Annotated in this window: 23 protein-coding genes; 9 read left to right on the forward strand and 14 right to left on the reverse strand. The window is 59.0% G+C overall.

The features are described 5' to 3' along the window. Positions 1 to 499: 499 nt before the first annotated feature. The gene (locus AC0L16_RS28190; protein ID WP_473624616.1) at positions 500 to 1,336 is read left to right on the forward strand and encodes a helix-turn-helix domain-containing protein; all 837 of its coding nucleotides are present in this window, start codon (positions 500 to 502) and stop codon (positions 1,334 to 1,336) included. Positions 1,337 to 1,436: 100 nt separating this feature from the next. Here AC0L16_RS28190 and AC0L16_RS28195 read toward each other — a convergent pair whose 3' ends face one another. The 5 genes from AC0L16_RS28195 to AC0L16_RS28215 all read right to left on the reverse strand — a co-directional run bounded on the left by AC0L16_RS28195 (position 1,437) and on the right by AC0L16_RS28215 (position 7,644). Further along, a complete protein-coding gene (locus tag AC0L16_RS28195; RefSeq protein WP_473624617.1) occupies positions 1,437 to 2,771 on the reverse strand; it encodes a hypothetical protein in 1,335 nt (444 codons plus the stop codon). 619 nt (positions 2,772 to 3,390) lie between these two features. After that, the gene (locus tag AC0L16_RS28200) at positions 3,391 to 4,554 is read right to left on the reverse strand and encodes a thiamine pyrophosphate-dependent enzyme (RefSeq protein WP_473624618.1); all 1,164 of its coding nucleotides are present in this window, start codon (positions 4,552 to 4,554) and stop codon (positions 3,391 to 3,393) included. Between the two features lie 97 nt (positions 4,555 to 4,651). Beyond that, a complete protein-coding gene (locus AC0L16_RS28205) occupies positions 4,652 to 5,101 on the reverse strand; it encodes a thiamine pyrophosphate-binding protein (protein WP_473624620.1) in 450 nt (149 codons plus the stop codon). Positions 5,102 to 5,111: 10 nt separating this feature from the next. Further along, a complete protein-coding gene (locus tag AC0L16_RS28210; RefSeq protein ID WP_473624621.1) occupies positions 5,112 to 5,957 on the reverse strand; it encodes an FAD-dependent oxidoreductase in 846 nt (281 codons plus the stop codon). A 241-nt stretch (positions 5,958 to 6,198) separates the two neighbouring features. Next, on the reverse strand, positions 6,199 to 7,644 hold the full coding sequence (locus AC0L16_RS28215) for an FAD-binding oxidoreductase (RefSeq protein WP_473624622.1): 1,446 nt from the start codon (positions 7,642 to 7,644) through the stop codon (positions 6,199 to 6,201). 409 nt (positions 7,645 to 8,053) lie between these two features. Here AC0L16_RS28215 and AC0L16_RS28220 point away from each other — a divergent pair, with 409 nt between their 5' ends. Continuing rightward, positions 8,054 to 11,107 (forward strand): TM0106 family RecB-like putative nuclease, encoded by a 3,054-nt coding sequence (locus AC0L16_RS28220; protein WP_473624623.1) that lies wholly within the window; start codon positions 8,054 to 8,056, stop codon positions 11,105 to 11,107. Beyond that, positions 11,061 to 11,402 (forward strand): AAA domain-containing protein, encoded by a 342-nt coding sequence (locus AC0L16_RS28225; protein WP_473624625.1) that lies wholly within the window; start codon positions 11,061 to 11,063, stop codon positions 11,400 to 11,402. Before AC0L16_RS28220 ends, AC0L16_RS28225 begins: the two co-directional genes overlap by 47 nt. Positions 11,403 to 11,458: 56 nt before the next feature. On the opposite strand, the gene AC0L16_RS28230 is transcribed toward AC0L16_RS28225, so the two are convergent. Further along, positions 11,459 to 12,376 carry an NADP-dependent oxidoreductase gene (locus AC0L16_RS28230; RefSeq protein WP_473624626.1) on the reverse strand — a complete coding sequence of 306 codons (918 nt, stop codon included), beginning with the start codon at positions 12,374 to 12,376 and terminating at the stop codon, positions 11,459 to 11,461. 189 nt (positions 12,377 to 12,565) lie between these two features. On the opposite strand from AC0L16_RS28230, the gene AC0L16_RS28235 reads away from it, so the two are divergent. Genes AC0L16_RS28235 through AC0L16_RS28245 form a run of 3 tightly spaced genes read left to right on the forward strand, consistent with a single transcriptional unit; the run spans position 12,566 to position 14,131 of the window. Further along, a complete protein-coding gene (locus tag AC0L16_RS28235) occupies positions 12,566 to 12,946 on the forward strand; it encodes a hypothetical protein (protein WP_473624628.1) in 381 nt (126 codons plus the stop codon). Between the two features lie 7 nt (positions 12,947 to 12,953). Further along, complete coding sequence (locus AC0L16_RS28240; protein ID WP_473624629.1) at positions 12,954 to 13,802, forward strand: helix-turn-helix domain-containing protein; 849 nt, start codon at positions 12,954 to 12,956, stop codon at positions 13,800 to 13,802. Further along, on the forward strand, positions 13,799 to 14,131 hold the full coding sequence (locus AC0L16_RS28245) for a hypothetical protein (RefSeq protein WP_473624630.1): 333 nt from the start codon (positions 13,799 to 13,801) through the stop codon (positions 14,129 to 14,131). The genes AC0L16_RS28240 and AC0L16_RS28245 overlap by 4 nt, the downstream gene beginning before the upstream one ends. A gap of 228 nt (positions 14,132 to 14,359) precedes the next feature. Here AC0L16_RS28245 and AC0L16_RS28250 read toward each other — a convergent pair whose 3' ends face one another. The 3 genes from AC0L16_RS28250 to AC0L16_RS28260 form a co-directional block, all read right to left on the reverse strand. Then, entirely contained in the window at positions 14,360 to 15,085 is a 726-nt protein-coding gene (locus AC0L16_RS28250; RefSeq protein WP_473624632.1) for a hypothetical protein, read from the reverse strand. 108 nt (positions 15,086 to 15,193) lie between these two features. Next, positions 15,194 to 16,117 carry an FRG domain-containing protein gene (locus tag AC0L16_RS28255; protein WP_473624633.1) on the reverse strand — a complete coding sequence of 308 codons (924 nt, stop codon included), beginning with the start codon at positions 16,115 to 16,117 and terminating at the stop codon, positions 15,194 to 15,196. Positions 16,118 to 16,368: 251 nt separating this feature from the next. Beyond that, the gene (locus tag AC0L16_RS28260; RefSeq protein ID WP_473624634.1) at positions 16,369 to 17,028 is read right to left on the reverse strand and encodes a hypothetical protein; all 660 of its coding nucleotides are present in this window, start codon (positions 17,026 to 17,028) and stop codon (positions 16,369 to 16,371) included. A gap of 384 nt (positions 17,029 to 17,412) precedes the next feature. On the opposite strand from AC0L16_RS28260, the gene AC0L16_RS28265 reads away from it, so the two are divergent. Next, on the forward strand, positions 17,413 to 17,916 hold the full coding sequence (locus AC0L16_RS28265; RefSeq protein WP_473624636.1) for a hypothetical protein: 504 nt from the start codon (positions 17,413 to 17,415) through the stop codon (positions 17,914 to 17,916). Beyond that, entirely contained in the window at positions 17,861 to 18,745 is an 885-nt protein-coding gene (locus AC0L16_RS28270) for a glycerophosphodiester phosphodiesterase family protein (protein ID WP_473624637.1), read from the forward strand. The genes AC0L16_RS28265 and AC0L16_RS28270 overlap by 56 nt, the downstream gene beginning before the upstream one ends. A gap of 558 nt (positions 18,746 to 19,303) precedes the next feature. On the opposite strand, the gene AC0L16_RS28275 is transcribed toward AC0L16_RS28270, so the two are convergent. Then, a complete protein-coding gene (locus AC0L16_RS28275) occupies positions 19,304 to 20,272 on the reverse strand; it encodes a hypothetical protein (RefSeq protein ID WP_473624639.1) in 969 nt (322 codons plus the stop codon). A gap of 214 nt (positions 20,273 to 20,486) precedes the next feature. On the opposite strand from AC0L16_RS28275, the gene AC0L16_RS28280 reads away from it, so the two are divergent. Next, on the forward strand, positions 20,487 to 20,654 hold the full coding sequence (locus AC0L16_RS28280) for a matrixin family metalloprotease (RefSeq protein WP_473624650.1): 168 nt from the start codon (positions 20,487 to 20,489) through the stop codon (positions 20,652 to 20,654). 683 nt (positions 20,655 to 21,337) lie between these two features. Here the strand turns inward: AC0L16_RS28280 and AC0L16_RS28285 are convergent. The 4 genes from AC0L16_RS28285 to AC0L16_RS28300 all read right to left on the reverse strand — a co-directional run bounded on the left by AC0L16_RS28285 (position 21,338) and on the right by AC0L16_RS28300 (position 25,401). After that, on the reverse strand, positions 21,338 to 23,026 hold the full coding sequence (locus AC0L16_RS28285; protein ID WP_473624640.1) for a recombinase family protein: 1,689 nt from the start codon (positions 23,024 to 23,026) through the stop codon (positions 21,338 to 21,340). Next, positions 23,023 to 23,232, reverse strand: coding sequence for a DUF2924 domain-containing protein (locus AC0L16_RS28290; protein ID WP_473624641.1), 210 nt, complete (start codon positions 23,230 to 23,232; stop codon positions 23,023 to 23,025). The genes AC0L16_RS28285 and AC0L16_RS28290 overlap by 4 nt, the downstream gene beginning before the upstream one ends. Positions 23,233 to 23,275: 43 nt before the next feature. Continuing rightward, the gene (locus tag AC0L16_RS28295) at positions 23,276 to 24,472 is read right to left on the reverse strand and encodes a hypothetical protein (protein WP_473624643.1); all 1,197 of its coding nucleotides are present in this window, start codon (positions 24,470 to 24,472) and stop codon (positions 23,276 to 23,278) included. A gap of 113 nt (positions 24,473 to 24,585) precedes the next feature. Continuing rightward, complete coding sequence (locus AC0L16_RS28300) at positions 24,586 to 25,401, reverse strand: hypothetical protein (RefSeq protein ID WP_473624644.1); 816 nt, start codon at positions 25,399 to 25,401, stop codon at positions 24,586 to 24,588. Between the last annotated feature and the right edge of the window lie 333 nt (positions 25,402 to 25,734).

Here is a 25,734-nt window from a genome sequence, read left to right on the forward strand (position 1 = left end):
CAGAGTCGTCACCCGGCAATAAGACTCACATCTCGCCGACGCACTACCAAGTTGGCGCGAAGCGACGTGGATGTAGTAAGCTCAGCGTTATAGGTCGTATGAAGACGACGCAGACCCAGCCCCGCTGATTCCGCGATGGTTCGACTGAAATCGGTACTTCAACTGCCCGCCCTTTTTGTAGAGCGCCACGGCTATTGGCTTTTAGAGAATACTCATTCAACGCCACTTGTTTTGTACTGTCAATCCACGGCTTCAACAAATTCCCCGCATGCTGGTCGCTGGACTGTCCGCCTTACGTGTCCTGTCAACCTTCAGCAGTCTGTCACCGGCGTCTGAGCCTGCGAGCTTGGCGTAGGATTTAAACTTACAAGCGGCCTCCTTTTCTTTGGGCTAGTCGCTTAATGTCCTCACGTACGCCACCGCTGGAAGCCGGCGTGGTAGCTGCGCGGCAGAAGAGTGATGGCGACGCCTACCAGGTAACTGGCCGCCGCATGTTGCAATGGCAGCTAGGCGCTGCATCCTCGCCACTCCCGATGACGGATCAACCGCCCGGAAGCGGACGTCGCTTGACCGCGTCGTTAACGAGCTTGGCTTCTCTGCTGGGGATGGAATCACCGCCCCATCGCTCGAACTCGGACTGACGCTCAAACAGGCGCGGCTGGCGAAGGGCTTAACCCAAGACGAACTCGCCAAGCGCATCGGCCTATCGCAGAATGCGCTGAGCATGATCGAGAACGGCCGGGGAAGTGATGGTCCGACTTGGACGACCGTTTCGCGTATCTGCGAAGCGCTGGGGATCGAGCCGTCATTTCTACCCACCGATGCGCGCCAGCCCGTTGCGAATGATGTAGAGGTCCGGATGTTCAAGGCGTCAAAGGGACCCAAGGCCAAGGTACGGGAAGCCGATCTCGGTGAGGCGGCTGCAGCGGTCGCATTGAGTCTGCTCTCGAAGGAGGTCACGACGTGGCTTAGAGCCGCCTTAAGCAATGCCGGACTTGGCCTGGACAAGCTGCCGACGCGCCTCGTCGGTTCGCGCTTCCTGTCGCTGGCGCCGCATTCTGGAACGAGGATCAAGGCCACCGACGATCCGCTTGTCGTGATCGCGGTCGTCGGGGCCGGGGTCGAGATACGCGCGGTGGCGCTGCGCGAGGGGAGTGGGAAGACGCTGATCAACGACAGCGTCGCATTTGTCAGTAGGGCCGGCACTGTCGAGGTCGGCAATACGAGCAATGAAAGCTCGGTCGTCTTTGCCTTGCAGGCAACACAGTTGCTCAAGGACCGCGAAGGCGTCGTTGGTCCGCTGCGATCTGATCAGAGGCAGAGCCGAGGGCTTTGAGGCCGCAGTGCTTCGTTTGGGCTGTGGCTTGCCACACCGCGAAGCGCTGGACTCAGACCTGGCAGTCTCGAGATGGAAGACGACTGTTCGCCCGATCCGCCTACTGACGTGGTGGAGGATCAGCCTGCATCTGCTCGCGAAGAACATTGCCTGCGGCGTCAAGCGGCATGATCCCAGGCGAACATTGCGGCGGCGTATAGAATTTGGCCGCGATGCAAACGGGCGGGGTGTCTCCCGGGAGGTCGCCGAGGCGGCAGGCACGACACATCCGGTAAATGGCCGCCTCCACCTGTAGGGAATAGTCGAGCGCCGAAACGGCAGGCTCGTCCGGCCGGAACAGCGAGCCGCTCTTGATGTTGTCGAACCATACATCGACGTGCTGCTTGACCTTTGCGGGATCGCCGATGTTGGCCATGTTGAAGGTGAAGCCGAGAATACCCAACGAAGACCGCGGCGTGCGGGCGGCGGCGTGGCATGAGAGGCACGACGACCTGATGTTATCGGCAGGTCCGTTGGCCCGGCCATTGAAACCGAGGGTCAGGCGCTGGCCCCATCCGTACATTTTCATATGCAGATCGGGATTAATCCAACTCTGGGCGATAGCTTGGTCATAGATTTCCGGGTCATTGCCCCACTGCAACGACACCGGCACAAGATTGTCGAAGAGACCATCACCGGTGATGGGGCCAATCCAGCCGAAGGTGCCGAAAATCCATCCCGTCTCGGCGGCGTCTGCATCCTTTACGGAAATGTCGACCTGCAGAAGGCGCACGGTGCGCTTCTGGCGGCTCTCCACCGGCGGAGGCGGGTTCATGCCGCCGGTGCCGGCGGCATCGATAATCGCCTCGTAGGAGGGCGCGCCGACGAGATGGGCCACCTCTCCCGGATCGGCGTCGGTAAAGAGGAACTTCACCGACACAGTTCCTTCGGGAAAATTGAGGCTCTGCGGCAGAGACGGCACGCAAGGGTCTGCAAAGACCTGGCCGAGCACCGTCGCGCCGGGGGCGTTATAGAAGCCGACCGCCCAGACTTGAAAGCCGCCGCTGCTAGTCGGTGAAAGATCACCTGGATCTGGCCCTCGCTCTTTGGTCAGGCCCATCAGTGGCTCGCGACCGTTGGTGGTGTAGTCGAGCCATAGAGAAGTCCACCATTCCTCAGCGCCGGTCCCAACGAGCGCCATACCCGATCGGCTGAAAGATGAGCGCGCTGTCGACAGGACAGCCTCCATGTAGCGGGCTGGTTCGGCCCGGAAATCGATACCTTTCCACGGCATCGTGGGCGTTGCGGCAGCGGCCGGGTAGTCCGTACGCCACTGCGCCTTGGGAAAACCGCCAACATCCATGGTGCTGCCGGTGAAACTGGCGCAGGAGGCTGCGAAGGTGTCTGTGCCGCTGCCCAGAACGAGGAACAGAAGGCACGCGAGGAAGCGAAGCATGACCACCTCCGATCAAAAGTCAGCCTATGTTGCCGAACGATGCAGTTCTTTCGGCTCATTGTAAAGCCAGTATTGTCCGCAAGATTTGCTGCACGTCCAACGCGGCTATTTGGTTTTGCATTAGGGGATCGGCGGTTTCCTTCCCCTGACAACGGTGAGATCCTCGGCTATATATGTGGCTTGGCACTCGCTGAGTGCGAAGCGTCAACACATCTCTGATGTTCGCGACAGCGGGGCTTTTGCGTTGCTTATCAACGCATCTGATTGGACCACATTTTGCCAAGACCCGCAGAATCTGAGGTAGGAGCATCACGAGGTTCTTTGAGAGGTCGCTGCTGGGCGATGTACTTGCGTGGACGACCAGCATCGTGAACTTCTACTACGCTGCCAATGCAGGTCTGGGGGACTTGCCAGTCGAAAATCGTGGATAGGTCAGGGAGCGTATGCATGAGAGATAGGGCAGCAGAGCGCGCCTAGGCATTCAGAATTCTGGTTTGGGAGAGTCTTGCGCACATTTGCCCTTCTTATCGAAAGATTGCGTGTCCTCTTGGGCGAAGGTGACAAACAGTTACACAAAGGCCCAGGCCTTTCTTGAACTGTGCCGGGATAAGACCCTGCGCTAGAGACCGGCCGGCAACGAACGCGATTGAACAATCGCCTGGATGACTGCGGGGCCGGGTTGGGCTTTGGCCGCAGTGATCGCAGCCTTCAGCTCGGGCATAGTGTTCGCCGTCGCAACCTGTGTGATCCCCATGCCACGTGCGACCTCGATATAATCCCAGCGCGAAATGACAGAGAAGGGCAGGGGATCGTGTTTTGGATCGCTATAGTAGCGTTTATCGAGAAGATACTGCTCATAACCGTAAAGACCATTGTCGACGATCAAGACTATGACATTGAGTTTCAGACGCGCCATCGTCGACAAAGACTGTGCGGTCATTTGAAAGCCGCCATCGCCGCATATCACGAAAGGGCGCTTTCTTTTGGCGACAGCAGCACCTACCGCTGCTGCAACGGAATGCCCGATCGAGGCCCAGATTGCGTTCGCCATGAAACAATCTTGGCCACTCATCTGAATACGTGCGGCCGAATAGATTCCGAGAAAAGTATCTGCAATCGTCAGGTATGAAGGATCAAGGCCAGCGAGTTGCTCGACGACACGAAACAGATCGTCGTAGGTCATGCCGTTTGCTGCGGATGCAATGACAGGCGCGGGCTGAGATGGCGTCCGCGGAGGTTGCGGGACAAGATCGCGATCGCCGTCCCACGCGGCCTCACCCTGCTCGCGCACCCTGTAGGGCCCGGACGGCGGAGCCGTTGGCTGGCTCGTCTCCATCATCGTATTCTTGTCAAGCTGTGCCAGCAGTTCCGTGAAACTTAGCTGCTCTGCGGCACCGCCGCGGCTATAGATATTGCCATCCCACACGCGGATTGTCTTTTTGTGTTGCGCAATCATGATGCTGGCATGGCCTGAGCCGAAGACAGCCCCCAGCGACACGATCAGGTCGGCGCCACTTATGGCGGCCTTGAGAGGTGATGGTGCCTTTTCGCCGTTGAAGACCCCTATGAATTGCGGATGTGCTTCCAGCAAAACTGTGCGCTCAAGAAGCGTCGTCGCCCACGGGATCTTGAGCTTGTCGATGACCGCGAGCATGGTCGTGGCCATTCCGTATCGTTGTACTTCGACACCGACGATCAACACTGGCGCTTTGGCTGCCTTTATGGCTTGAACGATTGCCTTGGCTGATTTGGCAGCAACCCCCGCTGGAACTGTGAGGTCCAATTTTCCTGCCGGAGGCGCACAGGCGGATGCAAGAACACCTTGTGGAATCTCAAGATAGACAGGCAGCTTCCGGGTAATGGCAGTGCTGATCGCCTGGTCAATTTTGGCGGGGACGGCCGCGAGCGTCGTAACGTTCGCAGAAGGCCGTTACAGGCCGGAATACGTCGAGATCGGTATGAGCTCGTCCCATCGAGTGGGAGTACACAACTCCCGTGCTGGTCTGATCGCTGATGTTCCTTTCTGACGGCCCTCCGTTGATCACAACAACAGGGCTGCGTTCGACAAAGGCTCCTGCGATGGCATTGACGAGACTGAGGGTGCCAACGCCATAGGACACTGCGACACCGGCGAGTCCGCGGATTCGCGCATAACCGTCCGCGGCATAGCCAGCTTCCAGATCGCTGCTGGTGACAATTGCTGAGAATCCTGACGTGCTTTCGGCGGCATCGTACAGGTCAGCGCAATAGACTGAGGGGACACCAAAAAGCGCATCTGCTTTCTGCTCCTTCAGACGATCGACAATATAATTGGCGACTGTATAAACCATAAGCGTGGCCTCACTTGTTGCGCATCAGCCATGGGCGATCGTCAGCTGTAGTGAATAGGAGGCCAGCAAACACGTCCTCGGCCATCTTCCGGATATGCTCGCACATCGACGGAACCGGATTTTCATCGTTGACACCACATTCGTACGACCCGCCGACCACCACATGATCTGACCGCGGAAAAACATAGGTCTGGTCAGTGCTGTAAAGATAATCTAGCCCCGGTTGCGCTTTCAGGAGCACGAGCTGACCTTTGATCGGCACGATGTCCTTGTCCTGAAACAATACGCCGGCACCATGGCCTGTGCAGTTGATGATGGTCGGCTCTGCAAGATTGGTGACGTCCGCGGCGTTGCCAAAGACCTTGTGTTGTGGGATCACGCCGGCCGTGCGCAAATCAGATCTCAGCCGCGCGAGGAAAACAGGAGGCTCCACGAGGAGTGTCTTGTAGCCGTATCCTTTGGACTTGAGTTTCGCGAACGGCAATTGCGGGTATTCGTCGGGTGCGGGTATAATGTCCTTTGGCACCTTGTCGAAGGTCGCGCTCAGTTTTTTGGTATAGTTGGTCCGGTATGAGACGCCGAAATTTCGGCCAATCCGTTGCTCGTGCATGCGATACGCAACGCGAAGAATATCCTCGAACTGCTGCTTCGCGGCGGCATTCGAGTGGTCAAATTCGACCACGGAGGGCGCCCATTGTCCGCCCGCGACGTCTGATGTCGTGCCGGTCAGCCGATCGGCATAGATGCTGACCGTGTAGTCTTTCGTCAGAAGCGTCGCGGCCGTCAGGCCCATGACACCGGCGCCGACCACCGCCACGCGCGTGCCCGGTGCGGCGTGTTGCCCTACGATCTTCACAACGGCATCTGCGCATCCCCAACTCATGGTGATCCCGGCACCTCCATGACCATAGTTGTGGACTACAAATTTGGGTCCGATCGTCTCTGCGGAGAGTCTGAATGACCCTTTGCGATATGGGCGGACCCCCGCCTTGTAGATACAGTCAGGTGCGGTACAGCTGAAGTCCGGTGACGGTAGGATTGTCTTCGCCATCATGTCCTTGTCCCCCAGGTATGTCTAAGAAGCCAAATTATCTCTTTCACAGCGGGATACTTCGCGCGAAATGAAATAGGTTTGTCGGGTCGAAAGCGCGTTTGACGGCCTTCAGTCGTCCAAAATTCTGGCCCCAATACGCGTTTTGCCAGTTAGGAAGATCGGCATCGATGTAGTTGACGTAGGCTTTCCCGGGAACATGGGGACGCATTGCTTGGTAAAAGGCATTGGCCTCGGCCACGCGAGCTTGGGTGCTGGCAGCGCTATCCCACCCGGAATAGTAGTGGATCATGTATTTGATGCTTCTTCGGTGAGGAAAAGCGCTCTCGCCTTCGCCCATAGCGTCGATCGCGCCGCCATAAGCATTCAGGATCGTCGCAATATGTGTGGAGGATTGCCCCGTGATCTGGTTCAACAACGCGTTCATTCCTGATGCCGACAAGGCAGGCACGAAATCGGACTTCTCCTTTTGGTAAGCCGGGTCTGGGTCACTCCCGGCAAAGTACTGCACGGCGTTCCAGAAACTCATTGTTCTGAATGTGCGCGGTTTGCTCAGGGGTTCGATTCTTTCGAGCGCCCGGAGATCCCTGTCAATGATGTCCGCTGGCGCAATACTCTGACCAAGGCAGCGCAGCGACACGGTGTTCGCATCAATCTTCGCGATCTTCAACAATGCGGTCGTCCCCCTATGGGCCATTGGTGCCCATTGCTGCCAAGCATCGACGATGCGAAGCGCCCGGCTGACCGGGAGTGACCACGACTGACCGAAGACGATCACAGATCCAATAGGATGCACCGAAAAGGTGAACTCAGTGGCGATGCCGAACGAGCCGCCGCCGCCGCCGCGACTGGCCCAATAGAGATCCGGATTTGTTGTCTTGGTGGCCGTAATAGTTGCGCCAGCTGCACTGACCATGTCCAGGGATTGAAGATTGTCACTGGCGAGCCCATAAGCGCGGGAAAGCAACCCATAGCCTCCCCCCAGGGCATGGCCGCCAATTCCGACGCTCGGACACGAACCTGCTGCAAATGCAACGCGTTTGCCTTTCAGGAAATTTTGGATATCGCCGATAGTGGCGCCTGCCCCGACCGTAACCGTGAGATTGGGCTTGTCGAACGTGACCTTGTTGAGACTGCGGATGTCGATGACAACGCTGCTGCTGTTGGAGTAGCCCTCGTAAGAATGCCCACCGCTGCGCACGGCGAAGGCCAGACCATTGTCCTTCACCCATCTAAGGACGGCGGCGACCGCTTCGGCTGTTGAACAAACGGCAAATAATGCCGGCGCCACCTGGGTTCTCGCGTTATAAACCTTGAGCCGAGTGGCATAGCCGAGGTCTCCGGGGCGGAGCATTCGGCATCCTGGTATGTTGGGAAGCCGCGGCAATTTCCGGGCCTTTGCTGCCCTGATTGCTGTTGCGATGTCTTCCGGCTCGGTCAGCTGCTCCTGGGGGCTCCCGGCCATCCATGGGAACAGATAAGGGCTTTCCATTGATCAATTCCCCGAACTCGTACAATGCGAATGGCCTGCTACCAGTTGGTTCTATTTTTACTACGCGAGCCGAAGTTACGGATGCGCGACGATACCGTAATATCGCGACCGATATGCAACCCTACGTGAATTTTTGGATCAACCGCGGAGGTGCGACGTGGGAAAAACAACGGCTCGCGCTGCAAATAGATTTATTATGCTCAGCATCCACCCATCTGCTGGCGTTTCATATATCTAATAAGGTTCCTCCAATTTCTTTTTCGGTAATGATAATATATTTCTGAAGGAACGCCATAGTTGTTTTCTGATTTCGGCCGGTGCCTTAGCGAGACCGGGAGGGGGAACCCAGCGGCGATCGTGGCAACCAGCCGAATTGCCGGGCTGTCACCAATCCGCGGAGACTTTGTCCATGCTGAGAATCGGCTCCGAATTACAGTTGAGTGCCTCCGACCTGGTCGGCTACTTGAACTGCGGCCACCTGACTGCGCTTGACGTTCAGGTGGCGGAGGGCACGCTCGAAAAGCCGAAGATCTGGGATCCGCTACGCGAGATATTGCAGCAGCGAGGCGCCGCCCACGAGACGGCCTATGTCGATCACCTGCGCGCGTCCGGCTTTACGGTCGCCGTCATCGAGGGCAAGGGCATCGATGACGGCTCAGTAGCCGCCACGATCGAAGCGATGCGCGCCGGCGCGCAGATCATCGTGCAGGCCGCGCTGCGCGCGCTGCCCTTCACGGGCCGGGCCGATATCCTCCGGCGCGTCGAGACGCCAAGCGATCTCGGCGCCTGGTCCTATGAAGTCGTTGACACCAAGCTCGCCCGCGAAACCAAGGGCGGGACGGTGCTGCAGCTCTGCCTCTATTCTGACCTCGTCGGGCAAGTGCAGGGCCTCGTACCAGAATGCGCCTACGTTGTCGCGCCCCTCACCGGCTTCGAGCCGGAGGTCTTCCGGGTCAGCGACTATGCTGCCTACTACCGCAATGTCCGGGAACGCTTTGCCGCGTCCTTGAACGCAAACGGCGGTACCTATCCGGAGCCCGTCGCTCATTGCGACATCTGCCGCTGGCGGGGCCGATGCGACGACCAGCGCCACCAAGACGATCACCTCTCCCTTGTTGCCGGGATCACGACAGTGCAGCGCGGCGAGCTCGCCGGCCACGACGTCGCCACCATGACGGCGCTAGCCGAGCTCCCCCTTCCACTGCCGTGGAAGCCGGAGCGCGGCGCCGCCTCGTCCTACAATCGCATCCGGGAGCAGGCCCGGATCCAGGTCGCGGGGCGCGCGGCCGGGCAGTTGCTCCACGAAGCGCTGCCGATTGAACCGGGCTTCGGTATGTGCCGGCTGCCGGAGCCGGACGACGGCGACATCTTCTTCGATCTCGAAGGCGACCCCTTCGTCGGCGAAGGCGGCCTCGAATATCTCTTCGGCTACGCCTTCAAGGACACGGAGGGCGTGCTCACCTACGTTGCCGACTGGTGCCTCACGCCGGCCGATGAAAAGGCCGCCTTTGAACGCTTCGTCGATTTCGTGATCGAGCGGCGAGCGCACCATCCCGGCATGCACATTTATCATTACGCGGCCTATGAGGTGGGCGCGCTCAAACGCCTGATGGGGCGCTACGCCACGCGCGAGGAAGAGATCGACACGCTGCTGCGCGGGCAGGTCCTGGTCGATCTCTACGCGGTGATCCGCCACGCCATCCGCGCCAGCGTCGAGAGCTATTCCATCAAGAAGCTGGAGCCGCTCTACGAATTCACGCGCGCGGTGTCGCTGCCCGATGCCAACTATGCCTTGAGCAGGGTCCAGGCCTGCCTTGAGCTTGGGGACGCAGGCGGCCTCAATGCAGACGATCGGGCCATCGTTACGGGTTACAACCAAGATGACTGCGTCTCGACGGCGCGGCTTCGCGACTGGCTGGAAGGCCTGCGCGCGGACGCGATTGCCTCCGGTGTGGAGGTTCCCCGGCCGGCTTTGCCTGAAGAGGACGCTCCGCCGAATATTACTGTCTGGCAGGCGCGGATCGATGCGGCAGTGGCCAATTTGACCGATGGCATACCGGTGGACGCCGCGGAACGCAGCGCCGAGCAGCAGGCGCTCTACGTGCTGGCGAATGTGCTCGACTGGCATCGCCGGGAGGAGAAGGCGATCTGGTGGGAATACTTCCGGCTGGCGGCGCTGTCCGCGGACGAGCTGGAGGACGAGCGGGCAGGCATCGCCGGCCTCGAGTTCGTGGATACCGTGGGCGGAACCGCCAAGGCCCCTATCCACCGCTATCGATTTCCCCCGCAGGACGCGGAGTTTCGCGGCGGCGAGGATTTGCGCAGCGTCGGCGGCGAGCGGTTCGGCAAAGTCGAGGCCGTCGACCTGGATCATCGCTTCATCGACATCAAGAAGCGGGGCGACACCGCCGGTTTTCACCCCGAAGCTGTCTTCGCCCATACCTACATCGACACGGCTGTTCTGGCCGAGTCCCTGGTGCAGATCGGCGAGTATGTGGCCGATCACGGGATCGCCGGTCCCGGTACCTATAAGGCTGCCCGCGATCTGCTGCTGCTGCAGCCGCCAGATGCCGGCGGCGCGGCGCTGCGCCAGCCGGGCGAGGGCGCGGTCGATGCGGCCTGCCGCCTCGTCCCGGGCTTGCAGGGCGTGCTCGCCATCCAAGGGCCACCTGGCGCGGGCAAGACCCATGCCGGCGCCCACGCAATCCTTGCGCTGGTCAGGGCCGGCCTTTGCGTCGGGGTGACCGCCAACAGCCACAAGGTCATTCGCCACCTGCTCGCGAAGGGCGCCGAGGAAGCGGAGAAGGAGGGCTTCGACCTGCAGTGCCTGCACAAGGTCACGGACGCGGAAGACAATGTCCCGCACCTCACTTTCACGACGAAGAACCCCGAAGCCCTCGGCGCCTTTGCAAGCGGCTACAACGTCCTTGGCGGCACCGGTTTCCTGTGGGCCAGGCCTGATGCGGCCGGTCTCGTTGACGTGCTCTTCGTCGATGAGGCCGCGCAGATGTCACTCGCCAACGTGCTTGCCATATCGCCGGCCGCAGCCGGCCTTGTCCTGCTCGGGGATCCACAGCAGCTCGAGCAGCCGATGCAGGGTTCGCACCCGGACGGTACGGACGTCTCGGCCCTCGACCACCTTCTCGGCGGACGGCAGACCATCGCCGAGGAGGAGGGCCTATTCCTCGATCAGACCTGGCGCCTCCACCCCGACATCTGCCGGTTCACCTCCGAACTGTTTTACGAAAGCCGCCTCCTTCCCCGTCCCGGTCTTGAGAACCAGGCCATCCTGATGGACGGCCCGCTTGGCGGAACTGGCCTGCGTTATGTCGGGGTGCAGCACAGCGGCAACCAGAATTCCAGCCCGGAGGAGGCCGACCGCATCCGCGATATTGTGAACGGAATCCTCGCTTCGGGTGGACGACATCCTGATCATCGCGCCCTACAACGCGCAGGTCTTTGAAATCCAGGAGCGCCTCCCCGGCGCGCGGGTCGGGACCGTGGACAAGTTCCAGGGGCAGGAAGCGCCCATCGTAATCTACTCCGTCACGACCTCCAGTCATGCCGATGCCCCGCGTGGCATGGAGTTCCTCTACAGCGCGAACCGCCTCAATGTGGCCACCTCCCGCGCCAAGGCCCTGTGCATTCTCATCGCCAATCCGGCGGTGTTCGAACCGGAATGTCGGACGCCGCGCCAGATGCAGCTTGCCAACGGCTTCTGCCGCTATCTGGAAATGGCCGATGTGGTCGATCCATAAGTTCCTCGTAGTGGCGCATGCATGGAGGCCGCGTATGCCGATGATGGTGATGTCGCTCACGGACGAACGCGGATGATCGTCTTCCCCGAGCGTCGCTCGGTCGGGTTGAAGGCGGAAACGGCATCGTCTAGGGTCGAGATGTTGCCGATGTTCGTCCGCAGTCGTCCGTCCCGCACCCGCTGGACGATCTCACTCAGTTGAGCACGATCGGACTCGACAACGAAGTCGACCGCCAGGCCGTTGGCGGGCCGCGCGTCGGGCGGCCCGACGACGGTCACCAGTGTCCCTCCGGCTCGAATCAGGCCTGCGGACCGTTTCTGGATGTCGCCGCCGATGACATCGAACACTAGATCGACGCCGCCGACGTCTTCCAGTGCGTCGTTCTCGAGGTCGACGAACTCGTTCGCGCCGAAGTCGAGAGCCTTCTGACGGTCGGCAGCGCGTCCCGTGCCAATGACATAGGCGCCGGCCTCCCGCGCGAGTTGCGTCACCATCGACCCGACTGCGCCGGCCGCACCGTGCGCAAGGACGCTCTGCCCGGCCTGAAGGCGGCCATGGTCGAACAGACCCTGCCATGCGGTCAGGCCCGAGATCGGCAAACTGGCGCCTACCGTGAAGTCGACGTCGCCCGGCAGCGGCGCGAGGTTACGTGCCTCGACGGCCACATACTCCGCCAGGGTGCCGTCGCGATACCAATCGGCGAGACCGAACACCCGCTGGCCCACCGACAGTCCCGTCGTACCATAGCCGAGGGCGGTGACCACTCCGGCCAGCTCGTGCCCGGGGATCGATGGCGTCCGGTCACGGTCGAGGCGATCGGTCCAGGTCGAGGGCCACGTCAGCTCAGTCGGGACGAATCCCGACGCATGAACCTGAACGACGACGTCGTTTATCGCTGCCTGTGGCTCGGGTCGCTCCGCCAGCTTCATCCCGGCCGTTCCCGCAGCCTGATCCGTTACTGCGATTGCCTTCATCGGAATTGTCTCCTCGGTCATCAGTCACGTGGCGATGGTCGGTACATATGTCCGGCTCTGGTCATGAAACAGGACCAAGATTTTGGCGGGAATAATGGTACCATTGCGCCATGGCAGAGACAGCGAGCCACGTAGCCCTGCTTGCAATATTAAGAACTATATATATCTTAGGAGGGCGACCTGGTCGAGGTGCGGCGGTTCAAGAAGACCGGTTTGGGAGGCTTCGCCGACGATGTCGTCGCTGCAGGACGCGCGGCGAGCTTGGCGGGGCGCGATGCCGATCGTGAACGGGTGCGCTCACTGTGGATCGAATATTTGGAGGTCCGGCTCCCGGCGCTCGGCGATGAGAAGCTTGTCGATTATCTCGAAACCCGCTCGGTCTGGCGCGAAGAAGGGGACTGGACGGTGTTTCGGACAGTGGACGAGCCTTGCGTCGCTTACACGGCCTCCGTGGCGCCCGATGGCACGGTCGAGCTTATCGCGCTCGCGGCATGTGACCGCTTTCCGGCCGCTCGGACGAGCAATGGTGGCAGAGCGTGGTGCGGCCGCGCGTGCAGCAACTATGAGTAGATCTGAGATGACCGACATGACCGACCTTGACCAGATTGTTCCCGCGAGCGCCAAGAAGGCGCGCCGTTCGCTCGCCCGACGGGCAGACCGGGCGGGCAATACCGAGACACTGCGCAGCTCGCTTGACCGCGTCGTTAACGAGCTTGGCTTCTCTGCTGGGGATGGAATCACCGCCCCATCGCTCGAACTCGGACTGACGCTCAAACAGGCGCGGCTGGCGAAGGGCTTAACCCAAGACGAACTCGCCAAGCGCATCGGCCTATCGCAGAATGCGCTGAGCATGATCGAGAACGGCCGGGGAAGTGATGGTCCGACTTGGACGACCGTTTCGCGTATCTGCGAAGCGCTGGGGATCGAGCCGTCATTTCTACCCACCGATGCGCGCCAGCCCGTTGCGAATGATGTAGAGGTCCGGATGTTCAAGGCGTCAAAGGGACCCAAGGCCAAGGTACGGGAAGCCGATCTCGGTGAGGCGGCTGCAGCGGTCGCATTGAGTCTGCTCTCGAAGGAGGTCACGACGTGGCTTAGAGCCGCCTTAAGCAATGCCGGACTTGGCCTGGACAAGCTGCCGACGCGCCTCGTCGGTTCGCGCTTCCTGTCGCTGGCGCCGCATTCTGGAACGAGGATCAAGGCCACCGACGATCCGCTTGTCGTGATCGCGGTCGTCGGGGCCGGGGTCGAGATACGCGCGGTGGCGCTGCGCGAGGGGAGTGGGAAGACGCTGATCAACGACAGCGTCGCATTGGTCAGCAGGGCCGGCACTGTCGAGGTCGGCAATACGAGCAATGAAAGCTCGGTCGTCTTTGCCTTGCCGGCAACGCAGTTGCTCAAGGACGGCGAAGTGATAGCGTCGTGACAGCGGTCTGGACCTGGGTCGCGGGCAACGCCGACTGGTTGTCGGCCCTATGCGGCCTGTTATCGGCGTTCGTACTGGCTTGGCCGCTCATCGGCGAACTTCCCAAGCGCCGACGTCACGATGTCGTGCGCAAAATAACGCGCAAACCAAAGTCCGCCCCGCGGGCGGGATTTGAGGACGACAGCGGCGACGTCGAGACGCTCGAGGGCGAAATGACCAGCGACCGCATGGGCGGCTACGCGGCTGCGGCCGGGACCGTCGCCGCCGGTTTGGTTCTGCTCGCCCTTTCATTCGGCTTAGCTCTCATCTACGCGATCAACAAACCATGATGCGATAGGTGAAGCCGCCTGGCAGCTCAGCGGTTCATCTCGGCCGTTCCGCCTGCTTCTGTAATCATCCAGAAGCTGACATGGCTGCGGGAGGACCGCGGCCTACACGCTTATATGCCAAGATCTAGCCGATCTTTTCCCGCTTTTTTAGAACGCTTCAATGTGCACCGGAGTTGAGCCGAGGCGGCAAAGAGGACCATCGCCTCTCGGCAAATTTCGGGCGGTCGATCAGCGTCGGTAGGGATGCTTGACCTTCGCGGGGCGCAGAAGCTGGCCGCTCACCGTCACCGAACCGAAAAACATCGCCACGACTGCGACCTTTACGAGAAGCGGAAGAACGGGATCATTGTAGACACCATAGAGGGCGTAGCCCAGAAGCGCCATTAGGCCGAAAACTGCAAGCAGCCAGCCGAGCGCCGAGATCCCCAGCGATGGCAGGGAACCCACTATGTGCTTCCAGCCGACCACGAAGCCTTTCGGGCGGGCGGCCCAAGGCAGATACTCACCCCCATAAAAAGCGAGCGGATAGCGCAACAAGACATTTGCGCGATCGGGCCCGCTTACGGCATTGAGCCGAGTCTGGAAGAAGGTTCGATAGAGCCGCATTTTAAGTTCATGATTGGTGTAGACTGCGGTGCACACGGAAAAGTAGAGGATCGCCGCAGGCCCGATGAACGGGCCACTGAGTTCGACGCCTAGCAAGGGCAGCTTGGTGATCGCGTGGGCAGCGGCCATGAGCAGCAGCGCCACGGAGATCATGTAATAAATAATCCACGCGTCACTTGCCTTCTTGGCTTCGACGAACGCCTCGTAAATGGAATCGGCCGTCAGGGCCGTGTCCTCGCCGAGCGGCACTCGCGCGATCATATCCGCAAGGATGTCAGCATCGCTAACGCTGACCTCTCCCGCGTGGGGCCAAAGTCCGCTTTCGCTGTCCCGCTTGCCCTCCGTCATCTTCCCTCACATCCGAACACGATGTTCAAACGCAGTATGATGCAGACCAGCGAAGCGTGAAAGAGAATGCATTAGCTGGTAGAGGGAAGTCGGTGGCGGTCACGGCTCCTAGGAAGAATAGAAATCTGTTAGGGCATCCCGAGGGCCTCCTGTCAGATTGCTCTTGAGGGCCGCCAGCAATCGATCGTCCTCCGCCCTTGGAAAGATATCTCCCACACCGATGCGACCAGGCGCGGCAAGATCGAAGTCAAGGAAGATGACCCCCTGGAGAAAGTCAGCGGCCAAATTCATGGCATCTGGACCGGACCCGAAGATTACGCAGGACTGAAGTTTCGGCCGCTGCGGATCGAGCTGGTCGAGCAACCGGACGCGTTCATAGCTCGTGGTCTCGTTCGGATCTTCCTTGATGATGTAGATGACCGCCTGCCGTGCGTTCGATCCGACGAACTCGTAGGCGGAGATATCTCTTTCCTTTTTGAAGCGGTGCGTCGCGAAGAAGATGGCAACATCCAATTCGGTCGTCAGATCAAGGGCTGGGGAAAACAGGCCGTAGTGCTGAAGGAGGGTGCTCAATGGCCAATTCAGCCGATTGCCGAATTCCATCGTCATGTCCGCCCTTAATTGCCCAAACTTCTTCAGCACTGGGTCGTCGCTATCCTCCATGTCGCTGATTGTCGCGATCCAGTCGCCGCGCGCTTGAGCTTCGATTACACGTCGGTCGATATCCGAAATGTCGACTGAGCTGTAGATGATCGAAGACCATTCGAAGAGCGTCAGATTTTGGAACCAATGGTAGACGTTGTTACGATCCCGCAGCACACGCCGCCAGACCGAAGGCAGCAGAGAAACTTCACCAAGGTTGGGGATCTGGAAAAAGGAATTCGGCTTCTCTCTTACCAGCGGATATGATTTTGTCTGGCCCCGGAACAATAGCCTTCTGTTCACGCCACTGTCGATTTTCTCGACGATACGAGCAACGTCCGCCAACGACGTGGCCCGATGCACTGGCACCTGACAGGTTCCCTTGCTCAAGGCAATTCCGAACTCGGCTACGGGAAATCTCGTTCGCAAGTCGCAGGTAGATATCGACCCTCCGTGAAATCGGTCGACTACAAGCCCACTCCGTGTGACGACATATCCAGATTTGTAAAAACCCACGCAATCTGCATCACTGAACCCTGCTCCTGACAATCGACGATGCTGGGTCGCAGGATCGAACCCATGCGGCGCGTCTGAATCGTCTATCGCTATGGCCGGATCGTAGTAACTGTGGTGGTCAAATATCATTCTGGTTCCGACCTCATTCCCGCTCTGTTTTGTTTGGCCTCGGTCGATCGTGAAGGTCGGATCAGCAATGTTTGAGGTTCGGGGAGAATGACGCGGGCTATAGGCCTTCCGTTACCCGGCGCATAGAAATTGATCTTTTCGCCGACGAGACTGGCGCACTTCGCCAGTGTCTGCTTGATCTGGTGACGTTTCATCTTGTCAGGGTCGGTTTTGAACATCAGATGGTAAAATGAAGTCCACAAGACCACGGAATCGTCAAAGTTTATTTTCCTCAGAGGACCCGCTAGTGACGTGCATCCGCCATTGGCGAAAACGGCTTGTGCCATTGCCAGTGTGGATGCCAAACACGTCGACAGGAAAAGCCGCTTACCACTGAGAGCCGGGCCGACAATATCGGCAAAGTCTTGCGTAGTGATGCTTTCGAGTGTCGTGTCCACCCCGCCCTTGCTCCCATGGCAGGACACATGGAGGTAACGGTAGCCGCTGCTCTCAAATTCGTCGATGAAATGCTCGAATTCGAGGACCGTTCGAACGTAGCGGTAGATCGGGTTCTTAAGGGACATGCGAAGGGCCTGATAGATCATTTCGCCTTCCCTGTAGTCGTTCTCCTCGTCGAATTTCAGCGACTCGATAATGAAAACGTCCGGCTGGCCCATGAAGATTCCTTCGATTGAGGGGAATGGAGTTGACCTGTCAACACGTCAAAGAACGTATCCTAGTTTTCTCGGACTGTAATACAAACGTGGTGCACTTGGTCCATGTTGCTCCGACCCGATCCCTGCGAGCAACAAACCGGTAGATTTCGTCACTTGGTCTCCGCACGGAATTTGGGCTTCGAATTGTGGGTGGCGCTAAGCCCCTGAAGAACGGCCGTTTCCCGGACATAAACTATGCTCTCCGAGCCCGAAGCGGGTGTCGCTTCGATGCGTCGAATTTTCATATGGACTGACTGCTGCGGCGATAGTTATTTCCTGACGTCGCGGGTCTCCCGTGAACTACGGATCTTTCATCGCTGTGACCGGACGACAGCAGGATTCCAGATGACGACGAACGATATAGACCCGAGTGCCCCAAGCCTGGAAGCATTCGAGATTTCGCGAGAAGACCTGTACGAGCTGGTCTGGATAACACCGATCAACCATCTGGCTGAAAAGTTCCAAGTGTCAGGCTCCTACCTTGCACGCGTTTGTGAGGCGCTCAGTGTTCCTCGCCCGCCAGTGGGGTATTGGCAGAAAAAGGCGGTTGGGAAGGCTAAGCCCCGTCCCGAATTGCCGGCGGCGCTTCCCGGCGATCAACAGGCTTGGTCGAAGGACAAGCCCCTCGCAGTGCCTGTCAAAACCCGCGTCAGACGAAAGCGAATTGGCACGGTCATGACCAAGACCGTCAGGTCAGGTCGTCACCCGATGCTGATCGGCGTGGAGGGGCACTTCCGGAAATCGCGTAGCGTCGAAGAGGGCGAGTTTCTGAGGCCTTACAAGTACCGACCACATGGTCAACCCCGATCGGCCCTGCGCGATTGTCGCCCACCGCGGCGTTTGGCATGAGGCCCCGGAAAATAGTCTGCTGGCAATTTGGAAGGCCATCGCAGTCGGCTGCGAAGTGGTGGAGATCGACGTGCGGCGCAGTGCCGATGGCGAGTTCTTCCTGTTGCACGATGACACGCTGGAACGAATGGTGGGCGTCGATCAGAGGCCTGAGACGATGACACTGCAGGAATTGCGCAGCTTGAAACTACGCAATCGTGACGGCGGCGCGTCCAATCTCCTGACGAGCGAAAAACTGCCAAGCCTGAAGGACGTGTTCGATCTCACGCGGGACCGCATTTTCATTCACCTCGACATCAAGCACAGGGACATGCTGCCAGAAGTTATGGCCCTTGCCCGCTCGATGGCCGTCGACAGCCAGGTCGATTATTGGGGCGACCTGAAGACGCCAGCAGACCTCGCCTGGATCCGTGAGGCGGTGGATCCGCACGGTGTTCTCTTCATGGCCAAGACCCATCTCGACCATCGGGACGCCGACACCCAACTCGACTTGTTGTTCAAGCTTTCCCCTGCCCTGTGCGAGATCTATTTCGATAGGCTGGACCAGGTTGCGGCGGTGAAAGATAGATGCCGCGAGGCTGGCATCGCCCTCTGGTACAATACGCTCGATCCGGTTTCCTGCGCGGGTTTCACCGACACGGCAGCGCTCAAGGATTCGGAAGCGATCTGGGGCCGCCTTATCGATGCAGGTATCTCCGCCATTCAGACTGATCATGCAGAGGTCTTGAAGGCCTTCATCGCCGACCGTGCGAAGAACACTGTGAGTTCTGGTTCGACGAAGCTTTCGTCTTTGAACTTGAAAGACGAATGCCTGAACGACATTCGATAATCAGAACCTCGCAGGCATCCTGCGGACGGCGGCTCAGCGGAAATTCGGCGTCGGTTAGGCCGGTTCGGCGAGGGTGATATTCGTACGAAGAGCGAGGCTACGGAGTTGGTAACAGATGGGAGGAGGCTGCGCAGCGGTTCCGAAAGTGCGCGTTCGCCGAAATCGTGCCCGAGACGCTATTTCATCAACGAAGAATCGGCGGTCGCCCCTGGATTGGCTTCTACTGGAACTTCGATGTCTTTGATGCCGTAGGGGGACGACGTCCGCATTGATGATCCGGCGCCAATCATGCCCGCGGCCGGCGACACCATTGAACTGGCTTCGATGACGTTCGGCTTCCGCCGATTGGCCCGAAAGTTGTATCGCTCGGTGATCTGTGCGAGTGGCACACGGCCGCGAGCCGCCCGCTAGGAAAGAGAGCAAACATCTGCTCGGATTTAGATCAGATCAGTAGGGTCGCCGGGCTCCTTGACTCAAACGCAGACCGGCCACACTTGGGCGGCTCGTTCCCTTCGCGTGGGAGCTTGCCAGGTCCCGGGGACGGCGGCCCGGGTTGTGCTATTTTCTAATCAGTGTTTCCAGACCAACGTCGTCAGCTTCAACCACCGCGCTTGACGGGGTGATTTTGATAGCCCGGCCCGGGGGAAGCTCGTTGAAGTTCTGTCCGAACCCGTAGTCGTAGGAGAAACGCAACGCTAAGCTCACCAACCCCCACTTGAGATTGGTGACCACACCGTCCTCCCAGGTCAACGTCCGTCCGATCAAATCGAGTGCGCTAAAGGACGTGATATCCGAACCCGTCCGCACTGGGCTCTCGCAGCGTACAATTTTGGTGAAAACGCGCCGCTTGTAATCGGCTCTCAACTCGATGTGCTGCTTGATGTCGCCATGCCTCGGCATCGTGACAATTGCATCCTGGATGCCTGGCGAGGTCGACATAAACCTCAATTCTCCGCCGTCCTTCTGTCTGGAACTCGCAAAGACAAATACGGTGTTGTCCTCCGCCAAGTCGCGCGCATTGCGCTCATCCTCCGTCTCCGTCGGTAGCCAACTCTGCGTATTGCTGATTATGAACTCGACGTCCTCGTTGGCGAGATCGTCTGATGTAGGTGCACGGTTACCGCGCGAGTCTCGTAGAAATTTCACGATGTCCTTCTGGAGCCGGTCTGAATAGACCTTCAATTCCGGCTGATCCATTGAGTACTCTACGGAGAAAATCAGGTCGAGGGGCTCAAGCGGATACGTTTGCCGCATAATAAGGCGTGGAATCTGCTCTAGGCGAGACGCCGTCTCCTCGTTGCGCAAGCGCGTCGCCTCGGCCGACGCGCTTGAATCGATCATCTGCACTACCTGAGCTGAGCCTGAGAGGAAGACGCCTGTGATCGCAGAGCCGACAACGATGCGTCCTCTACGAGTAAGTCTGCCGGAATCTATTGATTTGGTGCCGTCGAGATACGCACCCGCGATTGCAGCACTGGCGGCTATTACAGACCCCAGGAATTTGATGATCTCGACAACGATGGACATGTCTTTGCTGCTGAGCGAGTGGCGATATACGCTTACTGTATTCGTTCCATCGGAGGCATCAAGTTCGCCTATCGACAGTTGCCCCTCCCGACGGCGGCCTCGGCGATATGCCCCGACGAGACCGAGAAAGCCAAGCTCATCGATTGCGATATACGCATTATTTCATCCGTGAAGCTTTACGAGGGTACGGGCAACGTGCCGTCGGACGCCTATGATGTCATCAGGCGTAGCGGTTCATGAGTTTGGCCACGGCGTTGGGCTGGCCGATCAGCCCGCCGGCGACGATGCTGCCTCTGTCATGAATCCCGACATCGGAAAGGGTCAGAAGCGGCGTAGTTTGTCAGCAGATGACGTTGCCGGACGCGACGCGCTTTTTCCGTAAGAACGAAATGCATAGCGCTTAGACATCGGAGCGTGCGTTTCGTCTCGATCCCACGCAATTCATCCTGGCTAAACTTCACCGCCGGCGATTGTCGGTATAGACCTTTGCGTGTTTCCGCAGCCAGGCATGGACATCGTGCGATTCGATAGCGGGGCTGCAACTCGACCGTCAACTTTCGCGCGAAAACACCGTACTAATTTCCGTACTAATTGGCAAAAAAGTACGGAAGCAATTCGCTAAGTGTTTGAAAAGCATGGTGATCCCGACAAGAATCGGACCTGTGACCTACAGATTAGGAATCTGCTACTCTATCCCGTTGGGCTCGGGAACTAGCGGCCCGACACATAATCGCGTCGGCAGGGGCAGGTCATGGGACCATACGGAACGATGCGGGAAGACTTCTGATTTCGGCCCACGAAAAAGTCAATGAAATCAACGTTTCTAGGACGCCCTCCGGGCCCACCATTCAGTCCGCCGGATTTCCGGGGTTTTCGCCAGTCTCAGAATAGCTACGACATGTCCGTGGGTTAGCGCCGAGTAGTGGCCAACACTTGGCTGAGGCTCCGCAGTGAGCGTCCAAAACACCTGACTTTTGGCCGTCCGTCTCTGTCGGGCGAATTCCGTAGCCAAGTGTTTGGCAAAGCGATGGTTGGCTGATCAGCCAGATGCACGCCGGATTGGTGTCAGAAGCCGAGGACTGCAGTCTGGCTGGTCCAGGCGTGTGGCAGGTCAGAGACCCGCGAGAGTCTGTGCGCCGTCAGTTGGACAGGCTGGTCGCCGGCAACGATGCTGGCCGTTATTTTCGGAGCGAGGAACGCGAAGGGAAGCAGTCGGCTCACCTCAGACGTGTCGGTGCCATTGAGCATGGCAACGTCGGTGAGGCTGCGGTTGGCTCCGTCCGTAAGTTGCTCCAGGTAGAGGCGGGCTCGACGCACAAGGTCGATCAAGGCGCCGTCGGGCTCTCGGCTGATGTTGGACCCGTCTGTAAGCACGATCCGCGTCTCGACACCGCGCCGCTTCATACCGATTGGACATTCGATCGAAGTTACATGGGCGCTATCGTTGGGAGGCAGAGTAGGGTCGAGAAGCAATTCCGATAGCGAGCGGCGATCGAGTTCGATCGTCAATGATCCGGGCTTGAGGGTGATCCTCCGAACGATCTTTTGAAGCATAAATCGCTTCGCTTCCGCAGTGTCTGATGCCCAGCACGACCGCATCACTTCTGCCCGCCGCATCGCCGACTGAATTTCGCCAGCGTCGGCCCATTGCTGAATCCAACCAGACAGTTGGGCCTGATCACCGAGAATTCGATTCAGGCGATGCTCAATAACTGATTCAAGTGCGGGCGCAGGAAGACGCCAACCCGATGACCCTTTCCGGCGTTCATCGATGAACTGTTTTGAGACATAGTAGCGGTAGCGAACACCTTCTTTTTTCGCGTGAACCGACCGCAATTTCTCACCCGCTTCATCGAAGAGCAGACCGGTGAGCAAATGAGGTTGCGTGACATTGGAATCGCTTCGCCGCCGCGGCGCCTGCGCGGCGAGAAGTGCCTGAGCCTCCTCGAACGTGGCCGACGTGACGATCGGCTCGTGCTCTCCATCATAGACCTGATCCTTGTGCCGGATCTTGCCGATGTAGATTGGGTTCGAAAGCAGGTGGTAGAGATTGCCGCGACCAAACGGCATGGTGACGGCAACTGAGCCGTCTTTGCATTGTCGCGCCCGTGTCGAGAGCCCGTCGCTCGCAACCTCGTCGACAAGATCCCGAACAGACTTCAGGGTGAGATAGCGGTCGAACAGGTGCCTGACTGTTTGCGCTTCAGCTTCGTCAATCACCAGCTTGCGGTTGTCGACGCGATAGCCCAGGGGCACCACGCCGCCCATCCACATGCCTTTCTTCTTCGATGCGGCGATTTTGTCGCGGATACGCTCTGCTGTGACAGCTCGCTCGAACTGAGCGAAGGACAAAAGCACGTTGAGCTTAAGCCTGCCCATTGAGGTCGTAGTGTTGAACTGTTGCGTCACCGACACGAAAGAAACGGAGCTGGCATCGAAGATCTCGACGATCTTGGAGAAATCCATCAGCGACCGGGTAAGGCGATCGATCTTGTAAACCACCACCACATCGACTTTTTTGTCCCGGATGTCCTGCAGGAGACGCTGCAGGGCAGGGCGCTCCATCGTGCCGCCCGATATGCCGCCGTCGTCATAGTGGTCTGGCACCAGCTTCCAGCCAAGACCTACTTGCGAAGCGATGAAGGCCGCACAAGCTTCGCGCTGGGCATCGAGTGAGTTGAACTCCTGATCCAATCCCTCTTCGGTCGATTTTCGTGTGTAGATGGCACAGTTGAGGCGAGGCGTCATCGTCATAGCTTAAAGAACCTCGGGCCAGACCAATGGGCGCCGGTAATGCGGCGGGCGACAGCTGACAGCGATCCGTACGTCTTGCCGTCAAGCACGAAGCCGTCGTCGACAACTTCGACGATGTGTAACCCTTGAGTCAAACCAGCCACACGAAGCAATGCGCCTCGTTCTCGCCGTTCAATGGCGTGGTAGGCGCTCCCAAGACCTGCCATTCGTTCGGCTGCAAATGGCACGCCGACTAGACGAGCGTCCAGCCTACGTCTTAGTGAAGTCGATACGCAACTTGTCGCGATAAACGCCTATCCTCTTGCTCGCGCGATCGACGATGTCCTCGTAGAGCAGTGTTTCGGTATATAGCTCGCCGAGGTTCCGTCCACTGTCGGGGTCGGGTAGGTCGGTCGTCCGAAAGTAGCTCCTGCCTGAGGCAAACCTCGTCCAGCCGGCCATCCGCAGCGGATTGAGCGTATCGCCGATGAGGTATCCGTAGAACTTCTTCAGGCGGCCGTTCGACTTAGCGGCGAGCAGGTGGGCGTACTCTGACAGGTCTCCGGTGTGGTCGTCCATGCTGACGCCAGGGGCCTTGAACTCGATGATTATCGCGGAGCCTTCCTTATCGAAGATCGCAATGTCAGGGCGCATGGCTGCGTTGTCGTCGGCCCGACGGCGCAGCGTTGCAGTCATCTCTGCGTCGATGTCCGCATCAAAAAGCTTCTCCCCCTCTTTCCACTCGATCTGCGCCAGCGGCTTATCCGAAGCGATGTACTCGTAGTACTGATATTCCTCGCTCAGTAACCAGATGTCGTGATCCGATGTTTCGCGGCTGTCCTTCTTCATAGGAAAGAAGATGCTGTGGATGACCTGCTCGTCCTTGCGCCGTTGTCCTTCCGGAGCTGTTTGAACAGCGAGCCCGCGATTGCAGGCGAGCTCAAGGATTTCGACAATAGCAGCCCGCCGCACCACGAGCTGCGACAGACTGGCCATGTCAAACGTCTTGAGCGAAGACGTGTATTTCCAAGACAGTTCGTGGATCTTGTGTCTGAAGTCGGCGGTGTGCGGTTCCGCCTTCTCGATCTCGGCCCTGAGATCAAAGATCTCCGCCGTATCGGCGATAATGCGCTCCTGATACTTCTTTAACACGCGCTCGGCGACCGAGTTTGCGCTGTCGCCGTAAACGACCCTTGTGTCGGTGTCGGTGAGCATTGCCGGAATGACGCGAAACTTTTCGGTCACGTCCTTGATAACGTCGTCCTTGCTCCAGCCGGATGGGGTGACCATATCCTCGATGATGGGATCGATCTGATCAAAGATCCCGGCAAACGACACGGTCTCGTCGGCAAAGAGGTCCGTCACCGGAATATCGTCGGGAATGTCGTCGAAGCCGTCGCGCTGCTCGTTAACCCGTTTGTCTAGGAGGTCGCCTTCGACGAGGACGATGTGGTGGAACCCCTCCACCGACCTGTTCTGTTCGGCGACAGTGCGGAGGTAGCGCCTAGTGATATCCAGTACCGGCGATGATCTGGCGCAGAACGCGATGGCGTTCCGCGGTAGATCGTAGGTCTTCGCGTCTAGCCGGTAATGAGAAATGGTGAACTTACCGTCCTCCCCAGCGGGTTGCCGGACCGGGGATCGCGTTCCTCCACCTCAGCGGGTTTAACCGTCGTTACGAGGGGAAGGTCGGTGGCACGTAGGCTGTTGCGCTCGACGCGGCCCTTGGGATACCGGGTCTCAAACTTGATAACGAAGTCGCCGAGCCGTGATTTGAGGCTGACCAGCCTCTGCAGAAACGCGATTAGCATATTGCGGCGCATGTTGGTCGCAGAGAAAATCTCGCCCAACGGCTCCGACTTATAGAGCCGCGCGCGAGGCGCCTCCTTCAAGCCCTCTAGCCGGATCGCGGTGCCGCTGTCCTGCGACTTGCCGTCTGTTACAATGAAGTCGGCAAATTCGATCTTCTTCCTCCCGGCAGCCAAGGGCAGGGTACGGGTCAGCGTGTTCCCGCCGCTGCGGTAGGTGCTCCGGATCCCGACCTTGTCGAAGTGGTGAAAATACTGGATGCGCCCGGCGCCTCTGCATTTACCGATGCCGGCTATGGCGAGGTCGTCCTTGTAGGAGGTATCTTTGGTCAAGAAGGCGTCGGTCTGGTCGTCCCCAAAGCCGCAACCATTATCTGTGCAGGTGATCGTAACATCCGTGCCATCGCCGAGAAGTCCGGCTGTAATGATGTCGACCTCGATTGACACCTCTAGGCTGAGCGTCGCGGGATCTTGATGCTGCCTGATTAGAAAAGCGTCGATCGCGTTCGAGATCAATTCTTCGAGTACGACGTATCCGTCGGAGCTGATTTTGGTGTTCTTCAGACTCCCACGAATGTCGAGCGTCATCTGTGATCCGTCGTCCGATTTGACCCACGGACCATCGTTGAGGGCGCGGCCCGGTTGAAGTCAAGAGCCTTCCGTGTTCGGCATGACGTGGCGAACCGGGAGCGGACGTTGGGTGGACATGCGGTTAGCTCCGACGGGTTCACTTCGAGTTTAGTCGAGCATTGGGCAAACAGCGGGCCGCTATCTGCCACGTGCGACCATTAGCTGCCAGTCAGCGGTCGGCCCCAAACCGGCATCCTGACTGAATGTCAGAAATGGGCCGTTGAACGAACCCGCTGCGCGGGAGGGCGCCTGCGGTTGAGGTAGAGATCAGGAACCGGTCGTCGCGCCTGC

This window comes from Mesorhizobium sp. WSM4848 (assembly GCF_055811375.1).